We start from the raw sequence: 20,099 nt of genomic DNA, 5'->3' as shown, positions 1-20,099 counted from the left end.
CGCATCCCCCCACCCCCTGTGAAGGAGCATCCTCATGCGCACCGGATCCCTCAGCATCCTCGGAGCAGCCGTCTGGAACGGCGACCGCTTCGAAGACCGCGACCTGCACATCATCGACGGCGCCGTCGCCGATCGCCCGGCAGCGGGCGCCACGACCGTCGACGGCCGCGGCCGCTGGGTCATCCCCGGCCTCATCGACGCGCACTTCCACGCCTACGCCACCAGCCAGGACGGGCTCGAGGACGAGCGCGGCCCGCTGAGCTTCGCGGCCATCAACGGCACCCGCCGGCTCGGTGCGGCGCTGCGCCGCGGCTTCACCACCGTGCGCGACGTGGCAGGGGGCGACATCGGCCTCGCCCGTGCGATCGACGCGGATCTCTTCGACTCGCCGCGCTACCTCTTCACCGGCCCGGCGCTGAGCCAGACCGGCGGCCACGGGGATCCGCGCTCCGCGCACGTGGACATCTGCTTCAGTCACGGGCACATGTGCGAGATCGTCGACGGCGTCGAGCCGCTGCGCCTCGCCGTGCGCAACCGGCTGCGCACGGGTGCGCACGCGATCAAGGTCATGACCTCCGGCGGTGTGTTCTCGCTCACGGATCCGATCCGGGTTCCGCAGTACTCCGCGGACGAACTGCGCGCCGTCGTCACCGAGGCGACGCGGCAGGGGTCCTACGTCGCCGCGCACGCCTATTCCTCCGAGGCCGTGCAGCATTCGATCGACAACGGGGTGCGCTCGATCGAGCACGGCAACCTCATCGACGCGTCGACCGCGGAGCGCATGGCCGCCGCCGGTGCGTACCTCGTGCCGACGCTCGCCGCCTACGACGCGATGGACCGGCGCGGGGCCGGGATCGGACTCAACGCCGTCTCGCTCGCGAAGAACGCCGAAGTGCTCTCGCACGGCCAGGAGGCGGTGCGCCTCGCGCTCGCCGCGGGCGTGCCCGTCGGGTTCGGCACCGACCTCATGGGGGAACTCGAGGACGATCAGCTCTGCGGCGTGCGGCTGCAGGTCGAGGCGAGCGGCGCCGCGGCGACGCTGCACTCGATGACGACGGTCAACGCCGCCCTCATCCGCGATGACCGCGCGGGCCATCTTGGACTCGGAGCGTACGGCGATGCCGTGCTGCTAACGGCCGACCCGCTCGCCGAGCCGGCGGCCCTGTGGGAGCAGGACGCGCGCGCGTCCGTGGTGCGTGCGGGGCGCCCGATCGACTGAGACCCCTCGGACCATAAAGGCGGCCGCCCCGTCAAGGGGCGGCCGCCTTTTCGTACTGACGGCTCAGCGGGCGAAGGCGCCCCACTCGGTCGAGCCGCCTGCCGCACTGCGCGTCTGCGGCACGCGCCACGGGTTGTCGTCGCGCAGCGGTGCAGGGAGCAGCTCCTGCGGAGCGTTCTGATACGCCACGCCGCGCAGGAACCGGGTGATGCCGGCGGTGCCCACGCTCGTCGCGTCGGTCGTGGTCGCCGGGTACGGGCCGCCGTGCTGCATCGCCGGCGTCACCGCGACTCCCGTGGGCCAGCCGCCGAACAGCACGCGGCCGCTCGTGGCGGCCAGGGCGTCGACGAGCGCGTCGAGGGATCCGTCGGCGAGTTCGTCCGCACGCGCGTGCACGGTCGAGGTGAGGTTGCCGGGGAACAGCTCCTCGTGCACCGCCGGGAGCTCCTCCGCGTCGGTGTAGCGGACGATGACGGACAGCGGCCCGAACGACTCCTCGAGCAGTTCCTCCCGGTGCTCGCGCAGCGTGTCGAGTCCCACCGCGACGACCGTGGGAGTCGCGTGGCGCTGCCCGCTCTCGTCTTCGCGGATCTCGCCCTCGGCGAGTACGGTCGCGCCCTCCGCACCGAGTACGGCAGACCTCCGGCCCTCGAATGCGCGCCCGATGCCGGGGTTCAGCAGGCGGTGCTCGGCCACGCCGCCGGCCGCGGGTGCCACGGCGGACAGGTCGGCGTCGTCCGGCACGAACAGGAAGCCGGGCTTCGTGCACAGCTGGCCCGCGGATCCGGCGACGGAGGCGACGAAGCCCTGCAGCAGCTCGGCATCGGCGTATGTCGCATACACGGGGTTGACGCTGCCCAGCTCCCCGTAGAACGGGATCGGGCGTGACCGGGCGGCGGCGATATCCGCCAGCATCCGGCCGACATGCGTGGAACCCGTGAAGGCCCCCGCGCGAATCCGCTCGTCCTGCAGCAGCGCGACGCCGTTCTGCTGCCCCTCGATGAGCTGGAAGACGCCGGCCGGCATGCCGGCGCCCTCGAGCGTCTCCGCGACGATCGCGGCCGTACGGCGGGAGAGCTCGGGGTGCCCCGAATGCGCCTTGACCACGACGGGGCAGCCCGCCGCGAGAGCGGCCGCGGAGTCGCCGCCGGCCACCGAGAACGCGAACGGGAAGTTCGATGCGGCGAAGTTCAGCACCGGCCCGACCGGCTCCAGCACGCGGCGCACATCAGGGCGCGGCCCGATCACGTATGCGGCATCGGCGTCGTCGATCCGCGCGTCGAGGTAGGCTCCGTCGACGATCGTGTCAGCGAACAGCCGCAGCTGCCAGGACGTGCGCTTCAGCTCGCCCGTGAGCCGCGCCTCGGTGAGACCGGTCTCCCGCATCGCGATCGTGATGAGCTCCCCCGCATGCGCGTCGAGGGCGTCGGCGACCGCGACGAGGGCGGCGCCACGGTCCGCGGGCGAGGTCGCGGCGAAAGGCCGGGCGGCCGCGGCGGCGCGCGCGGCGACCTCGGACACGGTGATCGTGCTGTCAGTCATGCATCTCTCCTAGAAGACGAAGCCCTCGGGGAACGGATCGTCCCCGTCGAGGATGTACTGGCCGAGCCCGGTCACCCAGGCGCGGCCGGTGATCGTGGGGATCACGGCGGGCTTGTCACCCACCGTCGTCTCGCCGATGAGGCGCCCGATGAACTCCGTGCCGATGAACGACTCGTTCACGAACGGCGCGTCCAGCGCGAGCTCGCCCCGGGCGTGCAGTTCCGCCATACGGGCGCTCGTGCCGGTGCCGCAGGGCGACCGGTCGAACCAGCCGGGGTGGATGGCCATGGCATGCCGCGAGCGGACGGCGTCGGATCCGGGGGCGATGAACTCCACGTGGTGCACGTGGTTCGCGCCCTCCAGAACCGGATGCACGGGCGGCGCCTGCGTGTTGATCGCGTCCATGATCAGAAGGCCGGCGCGGACGATGTCGTCCTGGCGCGCCCGGTCGAACGGAAGCCCGACCTCGTCCAGGTCGACGAGAGCGTAGTAGTTGCCGCCGAAAGCGATGGAGTACGTGATCTCCCCGATCCCGGGGACCTGGATCCGCTCGTCGAGACGGTCCACGAAGCTCGGGACGTTCTCGATCGTCACGTTCACGGCGCGGCCGTCCTCGACGGCGACCCGCGCGATCACGAGACCTGCCGGAACGTCCAGCCGGATCTCGGTCACCGGCTCGGTCACCTCGACCATGCCCGTCTCCACCAGCACCGTGGCCACGCCGATCGTGCCGTGCCCGCACATCGGCAGGAACCCGGACGCCTCGATGAACACGACGCCCCAATCGGCGTCGTCGCGCGCGGGCGGCTGCAGCAGCGCGCCCGACATGGAGGCGTGCCCGCGCGGCTCGTTCATGAGGAATCCGCGCAGGCCGTCGAGGTGCTCCATGGCATACAGGCGGCGGTCGTTCATCGTCGCGCCGGGGATCCGGCCCACGCCGCCCGTGACGACGCGGGTCGGCATCCCCTCGGTGTGCGAGTCGACGGCCTGCAGCACCCGGCGCGCGCGCATCAGCGTGCGCCCGCCGAGCAGCCGAGCCGGCGTCCCGTCCCGAACGCGCCTCGCATCACGCGACCACCGCGGAGCGCGCCGCCAGGGCGGCGAGGGCGCGCTCGGTGTCGGCGGTGACCTGGGCGCGCTGCTCGGCGCTCAACGGGCCGCGCGGCGGACGGGTGGGGCCGCCGTAGGAGTTGCCGCAGATGTCCATGGAGAGCTTGATCGCCTGCACGAACTCGGTGCGCGAGTCCCAGCGGAACACTGCGACGAGCTGCTCGTAGAGCGCCTTCGCCTCGTGCCACTTCCCTTCGGCGCAGAGGGTGTAGAGCTCGACGGCCTCGCGCGGGAAGGCGTTCGGGTAGCCGGCGAACCAGCCCACGGCGCCGTTCACCATGAGCTCGAAGAGCACATCGTCGGCACCGGCGATGATGTCGATGTCGCACAGTTCCTTGATCTCGTAGACGCGGCGCACGTCGCCCGAGAACTCCTTGATCGCCACGACCTCGGGGATCTGCGCGAGCTTCGCCACGAGCGACGGCACCAGGTCGACCTTGGTGTCGAAGGGGTTGTTGTAGGCCATGATCGGCAGGCCCGCCTTCGCGACCTCCTCGTAGTGCGCGATGACCTCGCCCTCGTTGGCGCGATAGATGGTCGGCGGCAGCAGCAGCACGCCGTCCGCGCCGTCCTCGCGGGCGAGCTCGGCCCACTTCCGCGCCTGGTGGCTGCCCACGCCGTGCACGCCGGCGATCACGATGCCCCGGCCGTCCACGGCCTCGACGGCGACCTGGATCACCTTGCGGCGCTCCTCGTCGGTGAGCGAGGAGTACTCCCCGAGGGAGCCGTTCGGGCCGACGCCCCGGCAGCCGTTGGACATGAGGAAGTCGACGTGCTCGCCGAACTTGTCGTAGTCGACGGCGAGTCCGGCCGGTGCCGAGGAGTCCTCGGTGAAGGCCAGGGTGGTCGCGACGACGACGCCGCCGAGGTCCATGGTCTGCTCAGTCATTGCGATGTCCATTCTCTCCGTTCCCGCGCCGCCATGGCCGGGTTCTCGTGTGCGGGCTGCGTGGTCCGCTCCGGGAAGTGTCGTGCGACGTCCTCGTCGCCAGTAGTACGTAACATATCACCCACTACTAAACCTCGGCAAGGATCCGTCACCGGTTCAGTCCGCGGGGGCCTGACAGGTCGCGGCGAGCTCGCCGATCCGCACCGACGACAGCACGGGACGGCGGTCGTAGCCCACGGGGGCGCCGATGATGTCCTCGACGCTGCGCCCGCACGTGCGCGCCTGGCAGGCGCCGAGGCCTGCCCGCGTGGCGAGGCGCATCCCCCGTGAGGACGCCGCCGCGTACTCGTCGAGGGCATCGCGACGCACCGACTCGCAGCGGCAGACGATCGTCTGGGCGTCGAGCCATCGGGTCCAGCCGGAGCCGATCCGGTGCGTCTGGAGCCGGGCGGCGAAGGCGCGCATGCGCCGGCGCGCGGCCAGCGGCGCGCGGAACCGGATGTCCGCCGGTGCGACGCCGGCCGCGGCGAGGCCCGCGACGGCACCCTCCGCGAGAGCCGCGTCGGCGCCGCCGATCCCGGTGATCTCCCCGGCCGCGTACACGTCCGGCACGCTCGTGTCCTGCGACGATCCGACCCGGACGAACCGGTCCGCCCCGATCTCGCAGCCGGCCTGGATGGCGGCCTCCAGCCGCGGGGTGAAGCCGTGGCCGAGCGCGACCGCGTCGCATTCGACCGTACGCTCGGTCCCCGGGATCGGACGCCAGTCGACGTCGACGCGCTGCACGGTCGCGGCCTCGACGGCCGACTCGCCGTGGATGCGGGTGACCGCGGAGCCGAAGCGGTACGGCGTGCGGTGCGCGGCGATCGAGCCCAGGTACGACGCCAGCTCCCCCGCTTTGCCCGCGGCCGCGGTGAGTTCCCAGGGACGCCGTCCCCAGCCTCGCGCGATGGTCGCGATGCTCGCCGCCTCCACGATCTCGGCCACCTCACCGCCGACGCGGCCGATGCTCTGCGCGACGGGCAGGAGGAACGGACCTGCTCCGCCGACCACCGTACGCGCGCCGAGCCGCACCCCGTCGCGCTTCGCGAGTGCCTGCGCCGCGCCCGCGGAGGTCACCCCTGAAAGCGTCCATCCGGGTACGGGGAGCACGCGATCGTGCGCGCCCGTGGCGATCACCAGGGCGTCGGCCAGCACGGTCTCGCCGCGGCGCTGCGCGGCGTCCGCCGGCCCGATCAGGGCGTGCACGCGCACGGGGGCTCCCGGCTCGATCCGCCACACCGACGCGGAGGACAGAACGCGCGCGCCCGACAGAGCCTCCTGCAGCTGACGGAACCGTGCGGTCTGATGCTGCAGGTGCGGATCCGTGAGCTCGGGATGGTGCCGCCAGAACTGTCCGCCGACGCGTTCGCCCTCATCCAGGACCGTGACGTCCGCACCAGCCTCGACCGCGGCGGCCGCGGCGGCGAGTCCCGCCGGTCCTGCGCCGATGACCACCACACGCCGCGCGCTCATGCCCGCACCTCTCGCTCCACGATGTCGCCCTCGCAGGCCTCGCGCTGACAGGCGCGCACGCCCTCGACGCCGTTGACCGTGAGCACGCAGTCCTGACACACGCCCATTCCGCAGAAGATGCCGCGCTCTGCCCCCGCCGCGGTGCGCCACGTGCGGCGGCCGGACGACAGCAGCACGCCGGCGATGGTCTGCCCGTCGCGCCCGGAGACGGCGACGCCGTCCACGCTGATCTGCACCGTCATGCCGCGCTCTCCTGTTCCCTCGAACCATGCGCCGCGTGCTCCGCGCCGACGCCGTCCGCGCCCCGCCCATCGGATCCCTGCAGGCTGGCCCGCGAGGGCAGGAACGGGGTCGGATCCAACGGCGCCGCGGCGCCGAGGACCGCGTGCGCGATGAGCGCGCCCGTGGTCGGGGCGAGGCCGATGCCCGCACCCTCATGACCGGCCGCGTGGAAGAGGCCGGCGACCGTCGCGTCGGCGCCGATCGCGGGCAGGTGGTCGGGAGCATAGGGGCGGAACCCGTAATAGGTGCGCAGCAGCATGGTGTCGCGCAGGAAGGGGAACAGCCGCGACGCCTTCGCCGCGATCTCCGAGAGCGGCGCGAGCAGACCCTCGCCCGAGAAGCCGACGCGTTCGCGGCTGGACCCGATCAGGACGGTGCCGGACGGCGTGGATTCGACCACGGTCGACGTCTGCAGTGCCGCATCGGCGGAACTCACCGCGCCCACGTAGTCGGCGTCGTACACCTTGTGGAACACCCGCTGCGGCATCGCGGCCGTGACGAGGATCGTGCCGCGGCGCGGCCGGATGTCCAGAGTGCTGCCGAACAGCGCCGCCGCCTCGCCCGCCCAGGGCCCTGCGCAATTGACCACCGCGTCCGCCTCGACCAGACCGCGGACGGTCCGCACCCCCGTCACTCGCTCGCCGACGACGACGCCCGCCACCACCTCGTCGAGCACCAGACGCGCGCCCCCGTGCACGGCGCGGGCCAGCATCGCCTGCGTGGCGAGACTCGGCTGCACCTGCGCATCGTCGGGGTAGTGCACGCCGAGCGCGATTTCGGGGCTCAGGTGCGGTTCGGCGGCACGCAGCGCCGCCTCATCCAGGGCCTCGGAGCGGATGCCGATGCCGCTCTGCGACATCGCGAAGGAGCTCAGGGCGTCCGCGCCGCCGGGGAAGGCGACGACGATGCCGCCCTTCGCCTCGAACTCCGTCGCGGGCTGACCGGGGACGCGCTCCGCGTCGAGTCTCTCGGCCAGCGCGCGCCATGCGCGGTTCGCCTCGATCGCGAGCTCCGCCTCGGCCCCCGGCTCCTTGTCGGAGACGAGGATGTTCCCCTCGCACCGGCTCGAGGTCTCCCCCGCGACACCCGTGCGATCGATGACGATCACCTCGGCTCCCGCCTCGACGAGCGCGAGCGCGCAGGCCGCGCCGACTGCTCCGGCGCCGATCACGACGACCCTCATTCACGCCTCCTGACGTGCGCATCCGTTCGTTGACACGCGAGTACCATGTGACATTTTACACCGTCGTCGGAGCTGCCGGAGGCGACTCTCCGGTGCGGATCCGCCGACTCGGCGGATCCGCACCGGAGTTCAGCCGCCGAGGTATGCGTCGACCACCCTCGCGTCCGCCGCGAGCTCGGCCGCCGAACCCGAGAGCGTCACCCGCCCGGTCTCCACGACGTACGCACGGTCGGCGATCCGCAGCGCAGCCCTCGCGTTCTGCTCCACGAGCAGCACCGTGGTCCCCTGCGCGTTCACCGCCTGGATCGTCTCCATGACCTGCTTGACCACGAGCGGCGCGAGACCCATGGACGGCTCGTCCAGCAGGAGCAGCCTGGGGCCGCCGACGATCGCACGCCCGATCGCCACCATCTGCTGTTCGCCGCCCGAGAGGGTTCCGCCCTGCTGCTTGCGGCGCTCCGCCAGGCGCGGCATGAGCGCGTAGACCTGATCCACCCGCTGCGCGATCAGCTTCTGATCCCGCACGGTGTATCCGCCGAGCAGCAGGTTCTCGTGCACGGTCATGGTGGAGAAGATCCGCCGGCCCTCCGGCACGTGCACGAGCCCTGCGGCCACGATGTCCCAGGGCTTCGCCGTGGCGAGGTCGATGTCACCCCAGCGCACCGTGCCGCTCTTGGGCCGCACGAGCCCGGAGAGCATGTTCATGGTCGTCGACTTGCCCGCGCCGTTGTTGCCGAGCAGGCAGACGATCTCGCCCTCATGCACGTCGAAGCTCAGCTCCCGCAGCGCGTGCACGCGGCCGTAGTAGACGTCTGCCGCCTGAACCGTGAGCGAGCTCATGAGCGCTTCCCCTTCTTCGTCGTGCCGTCGCCCTCGAGCAGGGACAGATCCACCGTGCCGGTCTGCAGCTTCGTCGCGTCGAGGGGCTCGTCCTCCACGCCGAGGTACGCCTCGATCACGACCGGATCGTTCTTGATCTGCTCCGGCGTCCCGACGGCGATCTCCTTGCCGTAGTTGAGCACGACGATGCGCTCGGCGAGCTCCATGATGAGGCCCATGTCGTGCTCGATCAGCACCACCGCGACCCCGAGGTCGCGGATGCGACGGATGAGCTGCATGAGCGCCTGCTTCTCGCTGAAGTTCAGGCCGGCCGCAGGCTCGTCCAGCAGCAGCAGCTTCGGACTCGTGGCCAGCGCCCGCGCGATCTCCACGCGGCGCTGCTCGCCGTACGGCAGCTGCGTCACGTAGAGGTTCTCGTCATCCGTGAAGCCGACGAAGTCGAGCCAGCCGCGCGCCGCTTCGGCGCAGGCGAGTTCGGCACGACGATAGCCGGGAGTATGCAGGAACGTCGCCCAGAAGCCCTCGCGCAGGTTCGCGTGCATGGCCGTCTTCACGTTGTCCAGCACGCTGAGCTCGCGGAACAGCCGCAGGTTCTGGAACGTGCGCGCCATCCCCCACTTCGTCACCCGCGACGGCAGCACCCGGTAGAAGCCGAAACTCTGCAGCAGGTCGACCAGGCGGAGACGGCGCCAGAAGCCCGGCGCCTCCCGCACGATGTCCTTGCCGTCGAAGACGACGGATCCGGATGTCGGCAGATAGAACCCGGAGATGCAGTTGAACGCGCTCGTCTTGCCGGCGCCGTTCGGCCCGATCACCGCGAGGATCTCGCCCTCCTGCACCGAGAAGCTGAGACCGTCGACGGCCTTCACCCCGCCGAACTGCAGCCGCAGCTCCGAGACCTCCAGCAGCGCGCTCATCGCCCCTCACCCTCTTCCGCGGTCGCATCCTCCGCCGCGAGCGGCGTCTCGTCCTCGTCGACCGGCACCGGCGCGAGGAACCCCTGGGTGGGCGGCGGCACCGGCCGCCGTTTCCGCAGCCACGGCAGGATCGCCGTGGAGGGCCAGAGTCCCGAGGGACGGAACAGCATGACGACCACGAGCAGCACGCCGAAGATGAGGAAGCGCCACTCGGAGAAGTCGCGGAGGAGTTCGGGGGCGAGCGAGACGAACAGCGCGCCGATGATGACGCCGGGGGTGGATCCCATGCCGCCCAGCACAACCGCCATCAGGATCAGGGCGGAGTAGAGGAACTGGAAGCTGTTCGGGCTGATCGCGCTCAGGTGCGTGGCCATGAGCTGACCCGCGACACCCGCCCAGACCGCGCCGATGATGTAGGCGGAGATCTTCGCGAGGTAGGTGTTGATGCCCATGGCCTCGGCGGCGTCCTCATCGTCGCGGACGGCCTTCCAGGCGCGGCCCATCTTGCCCTTCGCGAGGCGGCCCGCGCCGATCACGCCCACGAGCACGACGATCGCCGCGACGAAGTAGTAGAACAGCACGCGCTGCGGGAACACCAGCCCGCCGATCGTGAGCCCGTCGGCGAAGCTCCAGTCTCCGAAGCTCCACGTCGGGATCCCGTGGATGCCGGAGGGCCCTCCGGTGATCTTCAGGTTGTTGGCGGTGATCCGGATGATCTCGCCGAAACCGAGCGTGACGATGGCGAGATAGTCGCTGCGCAGACGTAGAGTCGGCGCGCCGATGATGATGCCGGCCACTATGCAGCACAGGATCGTCGCGGGCAGCGCCATCCACATCGGCAGCCCCACCACGGTGGTGAGGATGCCCGAGACGTAGGCGCCGACCGCGAAGAAGGCGATGTAGCCGAGGTCGAGCAGGCCGGCGTAACCGACCACGACGTTCAGGCCCATGCACAGCATCACGTAGATGAGCGCGCTCGTGGCGATCGACATCGTGTAGCGCGACGCGTCGAGGAACGGGAGCACGGCGAGGAGCACGATGCACAGCCCGCCGAGGGCGCGCAGGAATCCCTGCTGAGAGGAGAACACGCCGCGCGGGGTGGACGGACGGTCGAACAGCGGCGAGGGCGCACGCAGCTTCGCGTCGCGCAGCGCCGAGGTCACGGAGCCTGGGGTGGTGGTGCCGGACATGTCACATCCTCTCGACGACGCGGGCGCCGAGCAGCCCCGTCGGTTTGAAGGTGAGGAACAGGATGAGGAAGGCGAACGAGAAGACGTCTCGCCATTCGCCGCCGAACCACGCGGATCCGAACGACTCCAGCAGGCCCAGCAGCAGGCCGCCGAGCATGGCGCCGTACAGGTTGCCGATGCCGCCGATGACGGCCGCCGTGAACGCCTTCAGGCCGATGATGAAGCCCATCAGGAAGTCGATCGAGCCGTAGTAGGCACCGGCCATGACGCCGGCGGCGCCCGCGAGCGCCGATCCGATGAAGAACACGGTCGCGATCACCCGGTTCACGTTGATGCCCATGAGCTGGGCGCCCTGCGGATCCAGGGCGATCGCTCGCATCGCCCTACCCTGCCTGGTGCGCTCGACGATGTGCGCGAGCACGAGCATGAGGGCGGCGGCGATGATGACGAGCACGATCTGCGCCGGGGTGATCCGCATGCCGAGGAAGTCGAAGCCGGCGGACTCGAGCCGCACCGGGAACGCCTCGGGGTTCGGCCCGAAGATCTGCCGCACGGCGTACTCCAGGGTGAAGGAGACGCCGATCGCGGTGATCAGCACCGCCAGACGGGGGCTCTTGCGCAGGGGCCGGTATGCGATCCGCTCGATGCCGACGCCGATGAGTCCGGTCGTCACCATCGAAAGCAGGAGGATCACGAGCAGCAGCGGAATCGATGACTCGTTCGAGATCCCGAAGGCCGAGAGTGTGGCGAAGCCGGCGAACGCGCCGAGCATGTAGATGTCGCCGTGCGCGAAGTTGAGCAGCTTGATGATCCCGTAGACCATGCTGTAGCCGAGCGCGACGAGGGCGTAGAACGAGCCGACGATGAGGCCGTTCCAGATGAGTTGCATCACGAGGGATGTCCTTTCCGGGGCAGCGGAGACCGAGGCGGGGGCGGCCGCGGAGAGCCGCCCCCGGATGCGGTCAGCCCTGCAGGTCGTCCTTGAGGACGAACTTGCCGGAGGAGGGATCGATCGACACGATCACGAAGCCGCCGCCCGACCGGGTGTGGTCGGGCATGAAGGTCAGCGGACCGGCGAGCGTCTTGAAGTCCTTGAGGCCTTCGAGCGCCTTGACCACACCGTCGAAGTCGGTGCCCTTGGCCGTCTTCATCGCCTCGGCGACGACCTTGACCGCGTCGTAGGACTGGGTCGAGTACGGGCCGGGGTCGGCGCCGGCGAGCTTCTTGTAGTCGGCGATCCACTTGTCGGCGCCCTTGAGCATGTCCGGCGTCTGCGTGAAGGTGCCGAGCACGTTCTCGGTGTAGCCCTTGCCCGCGATCTCGGCGAACTTCGCATCGACGGATCCGTCGCCGACGAGGAACGTCCCGGAGAAGCCGGCGTCCTTGGACTGCCGGGCGATCAGGCCGCCCTCCTGGTAGTACCCCGTCCAGTACACGAGATCGGGCTTGGCGCCGGAGAGCTGCGTCGCGACGGCCGAGTAGTCGTTCTCACCGGGCGTGATGACCGCGTTGACGTCGACCGTGAGGCCCGCGTCCTTCGCCTGCTGCGCGAACGAGTCGGCGAGGTCCTTCGAGTAGGCGGTGGCGTCGTTGACCGCCGCGACCGTCTTCGCACCGGACTTCTGGGCGTACTTCACCGCCGACGCGGCCTGCTGGGTGCCAGTGCCGTTGATGAGGAACACGCCGGGGAGCTTCTGCTTGACGAGCTCGTTCGAGTTCGCCGCCGGGATCACCATCGGGATCTTCGCCTCGTTGAAGATCGGCAGCGTGGGCAGCGTGGCACCGGAGCAGTAGCCGCCGACCGACGCGACCACGCCATCGGTGACGAGCTTGTTCGCGGCGGCGACGGCGGTCGTCGCGTCGCAGCCGTCGTCCTGCACCTCGAGCTCGAGCTTGCGGCCGTCGATCCCGCCGTCGGCGTTGATCTCGTCGATCGCGAGCTGCGCCCCGTTCTTCATGTAGTTGCCGAACGCGGACTCGCTGCCGGAGAAGGGGGCGAGCATGCCGAGCTTGATCGGGCCTGATGCAGCGCCCGATCCGCCGTCGCCTCCGCCCGCGAGGCCCCCGGAGCAGCCGGCGGTGAGGATCAGTGCGCCTGCTGCGGCGACGACGGACAAAGCGCGCAGTGCGCGTGCGGTTCGGATGTGCATGTGAGGGCCTCCTGGATGCGTCATTGCATACGTGGTTACTACCGTGTGACACATTACTCACACGCAACACCCGAAGGGAAGGGCGCGCTGCGGCTCAGTGCTCCTCGTGCCCGCTCCACACGCCGCCGACGTGACCGAGGTGGCGGCGCATGAGCGCTTCCGCGCCCTCGCCGTCCCCTGCCTCCAGCAGGTCGACGAGCTCCGCGTGCTCCAGGGCCGTGGGCACCAGGGCGTCGGCGTCCGCGAGGCGGACCAGTCCGACGAGTCGGGTCTGCTGCCGCAGCTCGCGGACGGTGTCGACCAGCTTCTGGTTCCCTGTCACCGCGAGGACGCGGAGATGGAACGCGGTGTCGGCCTCGAGGTACTCCTCGAAGCGGCGAGCCCTGCCCGCCGCGACGATCCGGTCGGCGAGCTCGCGCAGCTCCTTCGCGAGAGCTCCGTCGACCGCGCCGGCGACTCGTCGCATGGGCGGGGCTTCCAACAGCAGGCGCACCTCCGTGAGCTGGTGCAGCTCATCGGCGGAGACCTCGGTCACCTGGAAGCCCCGGTTGCGGATCGGCCGCAGGAATCCGCGGCGGGCGAGGTTCAGCATGGCCTCGCGCACCGGAGTGGCGCTCACGCCGAAGTCGCCGGCGAGGGTTGGTACGGTCAGCACCTCGCCCGGAGGCGTCTCCCCCGACACGATCCGCGCCGCGATCATGCGCTCGACCTGTTCCCTCAGACTCTCTGCAGGCACGAGGATGGATCCAGTGCTCATGCGCGGCACCCGTCGCAAAACGTCATACGGCACATGCTAGCGCCGCGCGTGCGATCATTGGCCGACGACCTCCCGCACCGAATCGAGGCCCTATGCCGATCGAGTTCGCCTCCTCGCCGCGTTCCACGGTCGGGCTGGAGTGGGAGCTCATGCTCGCCGATCCGGCCACCGGAGATCTCGTCGGCCGCGCCCCAGAACTCCTGCACGATCTGGAGAGCGCGAGCGCCGACGAGCGGCACACCGTCACGGGCGAGCTGCTGACGAACACGATCGAGGTCACGAGCGGCATCGGGTCCACCGTGTCCGCGGCGGTCGAGGACATCGCGGCGGCGATCGCGGCCGTGCGGGCGGCGACGGATCCGGCCGGCATCGAGCTGCTGTCCGCGGGCAGCCATCCGTTCGCGCAGTGGTTCGATCAGCAGGTCACCGACAAGACGCGCTACCACTCGCTCATCGAGAAGACCCAGTGGTGGGGTCGCAACATGATGATCTGGGGCATCCACGTGCACGTCGGGGTCGAGGACCGCGACAAGGTGCTGCCGATCGTCGGCGCGCTCACCTCGTATCTGCCGCACCTGCAGGCCCTCGCCGCCTCCAGCCCGTTCTGGGCCGGGGAGCGCACCGGCTACGCCTCCAACCGCGCCCTCGTCTTCCAGCAGCTGCCGACGGCGGGCCTGCCCTGGCCGCTGCCGGACTGGGAGGCCTACGAGGGCTACCTCGACGACATGGTGCGCACAGGAGTGATGGCCGATGCGACGGAGGTGCGCTGGGACATCCGCCCCGCACCGCGCTGGGGCACGATCGAGGTGCGCGCCTGCGACGGCATGTCCACCCTGCGTGAGCTCGCCGCCGTGGCGGCCCTCACTCAGGTGCTCGTGGAGTCGTTCTCGCGCGATCTCGACGAGGGGCGACCGCTCGCCGTACTCGCCCCGTGGTTCCACCGCGAGAACAAGTGGCGCGCGGCGCGGTACGGGCTCGATGCCGAGGTGATCGTGTCGGCCGACGGCACGCAGCGCTCGGTGCGGGCGCACCTGGCCGAGGAGCTGGAGCGCCTCTCCCCCATCGCCGCCGAGCTGCAGTGCTCGGCGCAGTTCGGCGGGGTCGCGGACATCCTGCGGGACGGCGCCAGCTACGAGCGCCAGGTCGCGGTCGCCGACGCGACAGGTGGCGACCTGCACGAGGTGGTCGATCACCTGATCCGCGAGTTCCGCTCGGGCCCGGAGACCCTCTGATTCCTCGGCGCCCGGTCCAGGGCCTGGGAGGACGGTCCGGAGAGCCGCGAGGGATCAGCCCTCGACGAGCTGACGCGCGAGCCCCTCGTCCAGCACGACGTCGGTGACCAGCCGCGCACCGATCGCCGCCCGCAGCGAGGGCAGCTTCTGCGCCCCGGCGACGACGCAGAACCGCCGCGCGACGCGGCGCAGCCGATCCAGCCCCGGCCCCGTCGCACGCGCGTTCACCGCGATGTCCTTCCAGGTGCCGTCGGCGCGGAAGAACACGGTCGCCACGTCGCCGATCGCCCTGTCCTCGCGCAGGCTCCGGTAGTCGTCGCGGCCGAGATAGCCGCCCACGTAGACGCGGCTGGGCACCTCGGCGCTCGGGGAGCCGACGCTGAACACGGCGAGGTCCATCTTGGCCTGCAGATCCAGCACGCGAAGTGTGCTGCGCTCCCGCCACATCGCCTCCCTGGTACGGGGGTCGTCGAAGAACGCGGGCACGGGGAACTGCTGCACCTGCGCGCCGAAGGCGGATCCGAACCTCTGCAGGATCTCGCTCGAGTACTCCACGCCGCTGGTCAGGGTGTTGCCGGCGCCGTTGAGCTGGACGATGGTCGTGCCGCGGGTCTCCTTCTGCCCGAGATCACGGCTGACCGCGCTGATCGTCGAGCCCCAGGCGAGGCCGACCACCATGTTCGAGTCGATGATCTGGGTGAGCAGGCGGCCGGCGGTGAGCGCCACGCGCTCCAGCCGCTCCACCTCGGTCACGCTCTCCGGCATCGGCACCACGTGCGCGGTCACGTGCAGGCGGTCGTGCAGCTGCTGCTCGAGCTCCCCCGCGTGCTCCAGGGGCGAGTTGATCCTGATGTCGACGAGGCCGACCTCGCGCGCATAGCTCAGCAGACGCGACACCGAGGACCGGGACGTCTCCAGCTCCTCCGCGATGACGTCCATCGTCTTGTCCTGCAGGTAGTACAGCCGTGCCGCCGTGAGCGCGGCGACGGCCTTCGACTGGCGCTTCCGTTCATCCATTCCTGGCCCTCCGAGGATCGATCCGACCGATTCTTGCACATTCGTGCAGCCTGCTTGACCATACGGGCGGCTGGGGGAATGCTGTGAGAAATCCGGAAGGAGACGAAGATGACCGACCACGTCCACAACGCCGCAGAACGCCCCGAGGTGACGCGAGTCCGCGAAGCGGGCCGCACCACCGTGCTGGTGATCGGAGGCGGGATCAACGGGATCTCCACCTTCCGCGACCTCGCTCTGCAGGGCGTCGACGTGGTCCTCGTCGAGCGCGGCGACTTCGCCTCCGGTGCCTCTTCCGCCTCGAGCCACATGATCCACGGCGGCATCCGCTACCTGGAGAACGGCGAGTTCCGCCTCGTCAAGGAGTCGGTCACCGAGCGCAACGGGCTGCTGAGGATCGCCCCGCACTTCGTCAAGCCGCTCGAGACGACGATCCCGATCTACTCGACCTTCTCGGGAATCCTGTCGGCGCCGCTGCGCTTCCTCACGCACAAGTCGGGCAAGCCCCAGGAGCGCGGAGCGTTCCTCATCAAGATGGGCCTGACCATCTACGACACGTTCTCGCGTGACGGCGGCATGGTGCCGCGGCACAAGTTCCTCGGCCGCAAGAAGTCCCTCGCGGAGCTTCCCGCCATGGATCCGAAGATCAAGTACACGGCGACCTACTACGACGCGTCGATGCACGACCCGGAGCGCCTCGCGCTCGACGTGCTGCAGGACGGTCGCGCGGCGCACCCGGGTGCGCACGCCCTGAACTACGTCGAGGCGATCGGCCACGACGGCGACGCCGTGCTCCTGCGCGACCGCGAGAGCGGCACCGAGTTCGCGATCGCCGCCGACGTCGTCGTGAACACGTCCGGCCCCTGGACCGACCTCACCAACGAGGCCATGGGCGAGCTCACCCGCTTCATGGGCGGCACCAAGGGCTCGCACATCGTGCTGGACAACCCCGAGCTGCTCGCCGCGACCCGCGGACGCGAGATCTTCTTCGAGCACTCCGACGGCCGCATCGTGCTGATCTACCCGCTCAAGGGCAAGGTCATGGTCGGCACGACGGACATCGACGCCGACCCCCGCGAGGTGCCGCTGTGCACCGAGGAGGAGATCGACTACTTCTTCGACCTCGTTCACCACGTCTTCCCGGACATCGCCGTGAACCGCGAGCAGATCGTCTACCGGTTCAGCGGGATCCGCCCGCTCCCCCGGCACGAGGACACGGCGCCGGGATTCGTCTCGCGGGACTACCGCGTCGAGGTCGACAACAGCCACGCGGTCCCGCACCTCAGCCTCGTCGGCGGCAAGTGGACGACGTTCCGAGCGCTCGGCGAGACACTCTCGGACAAGATCCTGGATCTGCTGGGCCGCACCCGCGTCGTCTCGACCCTCGGCCGCGCGATCGGCGGCGGCAAGGACTACCCGCAGGACGACGCGGCACGCGCCGCCTGGATCTCACAGCACCTGCCCGGTGCCGGAGAGCGGGCCGAACCGCTGCTCAAGCGCTACGGCACGCGCGCCGCCGACGTGTGGCAGTACGTCGAGCAGGGTGCCGACGCGCCCCTCGCCGGCGGTCAGCTCTCGACCCGCGAGCTCGAGTGGATGGTGCAGAACGAGCTGATCGTGCGCCTCGAAGACGTGGTCCTGCGCCGCACGAGCCTCGCCTTCACCGGAGACGTGACCGAGGAGATCCTCGAAGAGGTCGCCGAGGCGCTCGCGCCGCTGAAGGGCTGGGACCGCGCGCGCACCGCGCGCGAGGTCGAGCTGACCCGCGAGCTGCTGAACACCCGGCACGGACTTTCCCTCGTCGCCCGCACCCGCGGGTAGCGAGATCCCCGCGCCGCCCTTCTCGGCGTCTACTCGAACACCGCACCGGCAGAGGGGCCGGTGCTCTGCGAAAGGTCAATGGAGACATGCCTGATGTGAATATGGGCCTCTACTTCGTTTCCGAACTGGTCGGCACCGCGATGCTGCTCCTGCTCGGCTGCGGCGTCGTGGCGAACGTCGCGCTGGTGAAGAACAAGGGCTTCAACGGCGGCTTCCTGATGGTCAACTGGGGATGGGGCCTGGCGGTCTTCGCCGGTGTTCTGGTCTCCGCCTACTCCGGAGCGATCCTGAACCCCGCGGTCGGCATCGGTCTGTTCGTGCAGCACCTGCTCGACCCCACGAAGGGGATCGACTTCACCCACTACGCGGTCGCGACCGGGGCGGAGCTGCTCGGTGCGATCATCGGCGCCGTGCTCTGCTGGCTCGCCTACAAGCAGCACTTCGACGAGGAGCCGGAGCCGGCCAACAAGCTCGGCGTCTTCTCGACGGGCCCGGCGATCCGCTCCTACGGCTGGAACCTGGTCACCGAGATCATCGGCACCTTCGTCCTCGTGTTCGTGATCTTCGCGTTCGCGGACTACGGCGACGTCAAGATCGGCACCCCCGGTGGTCTCGGCGCGCTGTCGGCGCTTCCCGTCGCCCTCCTCGTCGTCGCGATCGGCGCCTCGCTCGGTGGTCCGACCGGCTACGCGATCAACCCGGCCCGTGACCTCGGTCCGCGCATCGCGCACGCGATCCTCCCGATCAAGGGCAAGGGATCGAGCGACTGGGCCTACTCCTGGGTGCCCGTCGTCGGCCCGCTCCTCGGCGGAACCATCGCCGCGCTGCTCTCGCCGGTGCTGCTGCACCTCGCAAAGTAACCCGAACCGCTATTCAAAGGAGAACTGCACATGGCTGATTACGTCATCGCCATCGACCAGGGCACGACCTCGAGCCGCGCCATCATCTTCGACCGCAAGGGCAGCATCATCGCCACCGGTCAGAAGGAGCACGAGCAGATCCTGCCGCAGGCCGGCTGGGTCGAGCACGACGCCTCCGAGATCTGGGCGAACGTCCAGGAGGTCATCGGCATCGCCCTGGCGCGCGCCAACGTGACGCGCCACGACATCGCCGCGGTCGGCATCACCAACCAGCGCGAGACCGCGGTGGTCTGGGACAAGACCACCGGCAAGCCGATCTACAACGCGATCGTCTGGCAGGACACCCGCACCCAGCCCATCGTCGACCGGCTCGCGGCGGACGGCGGCGTCGAGCGGTTCAAGGAGATCGTCGGCCTGCCGCTGGCGACCTACTTCTCCGGCACCAAGATCGCCTGGATCCTGGAGAACGTCGAAGGCGCGCGCGAGAAGGCCGAGGCCGGCGACCTGCTCTTCGGCACCACGGACTGCTGGGTGCTGTGGAACCTGACCGGCGGCGTGAACGGCGGCGTGCACGCGACCGACGTCACCAACGCCTCGCGGACCATGTTCATGGACCTCGAGACGCTGCAGTGGCGCGACGACATCCTCGAGGCGTTCGGGGTTCCGAAGTCGATGATGCCGTCGATCCGCTCCTCCTCCGAGGTGTACGGCGCTGCCGAGAACTCCTCGCTGCTGCGGGAGACCCCGATCGCCGGCATCCTGGGCGACCAGCAGGCGGCGACCTTCGGTCAGGCGGCGTTCAACACCGGCGAGAGCAAGAACACCTACGGCACGGGGTGCTTCCTGATCTTCAACACGGGCGAGGAGATCGTCCACTCGAAGAACGGGCTGCTCACCACCGTCGGCTACAAGCTCGGCGACGGGCCGACGCACTACGCGCTCGAGGGCTCGATCGCGGTCACCGGATCCCTCATCCAGTGGCTGCGCGACCAGCTCGGCATCATCTCCTCCGCCCCCGAGGTGGAGGAGCTGGCCCGCCAGGTCGACGACAACGGCGGCGTGTACATCGTGCCGGCGTTCTCCGGCCTGTTCGCGCCGTACTGGCGTCCGGACGCCCGCGGCGCGATCGTGGGTCTGACCCGCTACGCGAACAAGAACCACATCGCACGCGCCGCGCTCGAGGCCGTGGCGTTCCAGACCCGCGACGTGCTCGACGCGGTCAACGCCGACGCCGGAGTGGACCTCACCGAGCTCAAGGTCGACGGCGGCATGGTCGCGAACGACGCGCTCATGCAGTTCCAGGCCGACGTGCTCGGCGTGCCAGTGGTGCGTCCCGTGGTCGCCGAGACCACCGCGCTCGGCGCGGCGTACGCGGCCGGCCTCGCGGTCGGATTCTGGAGCGGCCTGGAGGACCTCGCCGCCAACTGGCAGGAGGACCGCCGCTGGGAGCCCACCATGGACGCCGCAGAGCGCGACCGCCAGCTGCGGCTGTGGCGCAAGGCCGTCACGAAGTCGATGGACTGGGTCGACGACGACGTGAAGTGACCTGACACACGACGAAGGCGGTCCGGAGGTGAA

Annotated in this window: 18 protein-coding genes; 5 read left to right on the top strand and 13 right to left on the bottom strand. The window is 70.2% G+C overall.

The genetic code is table 11. The annotated features are described in order from the left end of the window. Positions 1 to 34: 34 nt before the first annotated feature. Positions 35 to 1,219 carry an amidohydrolase family protein gene (locus CQ044_RS17755; RefSeq protein WP_105689692.1) on the top strand — a complete coding sequence of 395 codons (1,185 nt, stop codon included), beginning with the start codon at positions 35 to 37 and terminating at the stop codon, positions 1,217 to 1,219. Positions 1,220 to 1,282: 63 nt separating this feature from the next. Here the strand turns inward: CQ044_RS17755 and CQ044_RS17750 are convergent, their stop codons facing one another. From CQ044_RS17750 to CQ044_RS17695, 12 genes are all read right to left on the bottom strand, one after another. Then, the gene (locus CQ044_RS17750) at positions 1,283 to 2,761 is read right to left on the bottom strand and encodes an aldehyde dehydrogenase family protein (RefSeq protein WP_105689691.1); all 1,479 of its coding nucleotides are present in this window, start codon (positions 2,759 to 2,761) and stop codon (positions 1,283 to 1,285) included. A 9-nt stretch (positions 2,762 to 2,770) separates the two neighbouring features. Next, positions 2,771 to 3,772: a proline racemase family protein gene (locus CQ044_RS17745; protein ID WP_105689690.1), complete on the bottom strand. Its 1,002-nt coding sequence runs from the start codon at positions 3,770 to 3,772 to the stop codon at positions 2,771 to 2,773. Between the two features lie 55 nt (positions 3,773 to 3,827). Then, a complete protein-coding gene (locus tag CQ044_RS17740) occupies positions 3,828 to 4,760 on the bottom strand; it encodes a dihydrodipicolinate synthase family protein (RefSeq protein ID WP_045273235.1) in 933 nt (310 codons plus the stop codon). Between the two features lie 156 nt (positions 4,761 to 4,916). After that, positions 4,917 to 6,275 (bottom strand): FAD-dependent oxidoreductase, encoded by a 1,359-nt coding sequence (locus tag CQ044_RS17735; RefSeq protein ID WP_105689689.1) that lies wholly within the window; start codon positions 6,273 to 6,275, stop codon positions 4,917 to 4,919. Then, a complete protein-coding gene (locus CQ044_RS17730) occupies positions 6,272 to 6,517 on the bottom strand; it encodes a (2Fe-2S)-binding protein (RefSeq protein WP_045273237.1) in 246 nt (81 codons plus the stop codon). Before CQ044_RS17730 ends, CQ044_RS17735 begins: the two co-directional genes overlap by 4 nt. Then, the gene (locus CQ044_RS17725; protein ID WP_105689688.1) at positions 6,514 to 7,740 is read right to left on the bottom strand and encodes an FAD-binding oxidoreductase; all 1,227 of its coding nucleotides are present in this window, start codon (positions 7,738 to 7,740) and stop codon (positions 6,514 to 6,516) included. The genes CQ044_RS17730 and CQ044_RS17725 overlap by 4 nt, the downstream gene beginning before the upstream one ends. A 129-nt stretch (positions 7,741 to 7,869) precedes the next feature. Continuing rightward, complete coding sequence (locus CQ044_RS17720) at positions 7,870 to 8,580, bottom strand: ABC transporter ATP-binding protein (RefSeq protein ID WP_105689687.1); 711 nt, start codon at positions 8,578 to 8,580, stop codon at positions 7,870 to 7,872. Further along, positions 8,577 to 9,497, bottom strand: a complete 921-nt coding sequence (locus CQ044_RS17715) for an ABC transporter ATP-binding protein (RefSeq protein ID WP_082076828.1) — start codon at positions 9,495 to 9,497, stop codon at positions 8,577 to 8,579. The genes CQ044_RS17720 and CQ044_RS17715 overlap by 4 nt, the downstream gene beginning before the upstream one ends. Further along, positions 9,494 to 10,687 carry a branched-chain amino acid ABC transporter permease gene (locus CQ044_RS17710; protein WP_105689686.1) on the bottom strand — a complete coding sequence of 398 codons (1,194 nt, stop codon included), beginning with the start codon at positions 10,685 to 10,687 and terminating at the stop codon, positions 9,494 to 9,496. The genes CQ044_RS17715 and CQ044_RS17710 overlap by 4 nt, the downstream gene beginning before the upstream one ends. Position 10,688: 1 nt before the next feature. Next, a complete protein-coding gene (locus CQ044_RS17705) occupies positions 10,689 to 11,576 on the bottom strand; it encodes a branched-chain amino acid ABC transporter permease (protein WP_181158377.1) in 888 nt (295 codons plus the stop codon). A gap of 73 nt (positions 11,577 to 11,649) precedes the next feature. Next, positions 11,650 to 12,837, bottom strand: a complete 1,188-nt coding sequence (locus CQ044_RS17700) for a branched-chain amino acid ABC transporter substrate-binding protein (protein ID WP_105689685.1) — start codon at positions 12,835 to 12,837, stop codon at positions 11,650 to 11,652. A 94-nt stretch (positions 12,838 to 12,931) separates the two neighbouring features. Then, positions 12,932 to 13,594: a GntR family transcriptional regulator gene (locus CQ044_RS17695; RefSeq protein ID WP_105689684.1), complete on the bottom strand. Its 663-nt coding sequence runs from the start codon at positions 13,592 to 13,594 to the stop codon at positions 12,932 to 12,934. A gap of 92 nt (positions 13,595 to 13,686) precedes the next feature. Here CQ044_RS17695 and CQ044_RS17690 point away from each other — a divergent pair, with 92 nt between their 5' ends. Beyond that, positions 13,687 to 14,826: a glutamate--cysteine ligase gene (locus CQ044_RS17690; protein WP_105689683.1), complete on the top strand. Its 1,140-nt coding sequence runs from the start codon at positions 13,687 to 13,689 to the stop codon at positions 14,824 to 14,826. A gap of 54 nt (positions 14,827 to 14,880) precedes the next feature. Here CQ044_RS17690 and CQ044_RS17685 read toward each other — a convergent pair whose 3' ends face one another. After that, complete coding sequence (locus CQ044_RS17685) at positions 14,881 to 15,843, bottom strand: sugar-binding transcriptional regulator (RefSeq protein ID WP_045273243.1); 963 nt, start codon at positions 15,841 to 15,843, stop codon at positions 14,881 to 14,883. Positions 15,844 to 15,951: 108 nt separating this feature from the next. Between CQ044_RS17685 and CQ044_RS17680 the strand changes: the two genes are divergently transcribed. From CQ044_RS17680 to glpK, 3 genes are all read left to right on the top strand, one after another. Beyond that, a complete protein-coding gene (locus CQ044_RS17680) occupies positions 15,952 to 17,661 on the top strand; it encodes a glycerol-3-phosphate dehydrogenase/oxidase (RefSeq protein WP_105689682.1) in 1,710 nt (569 codons plus the stop codon). Positions 17,662 to 17,747: 86 nt separating this feature from the next. Then, entirely contained in the window at positions 17,748 to 18,521 is a 774-nt protein-coding gene (locus tag CQ044_RS17675; RefSeq protein WP_045273245.1) for an MIP/aquaporin family protein, read from the top strand. Positions 18,522 to 18,551: 30 nt separating this feature from the next. Next, positions 18,552 to 20,066, top strand: a complete 1,515-nt coding sequence (glpK, locus tag CQ044_RS17670; protein WP_105689681.1) for a glycerol kinase GlpK — start codon at positions 18,552 to 18,554, stop codon at positions 20,064 to 20,066. Positions 20,067 to 20,099: the final 33 nt, after the last annotated feature.

This window comes from Microbacterium sp. MYb64, from assembly GCF_002979495.1.
Classification (GTDB): Bacteria; Actinomycetota; Actinomycetes; order Actinomycetales; family Microbacteriaceae; genus Microbacterium; species Microbacterium azadirachtae_A.
Note: the sequence above shows the minus strand (reverse complement) of the source record. Positions and strands in the feature narration are given on the sequence as shown.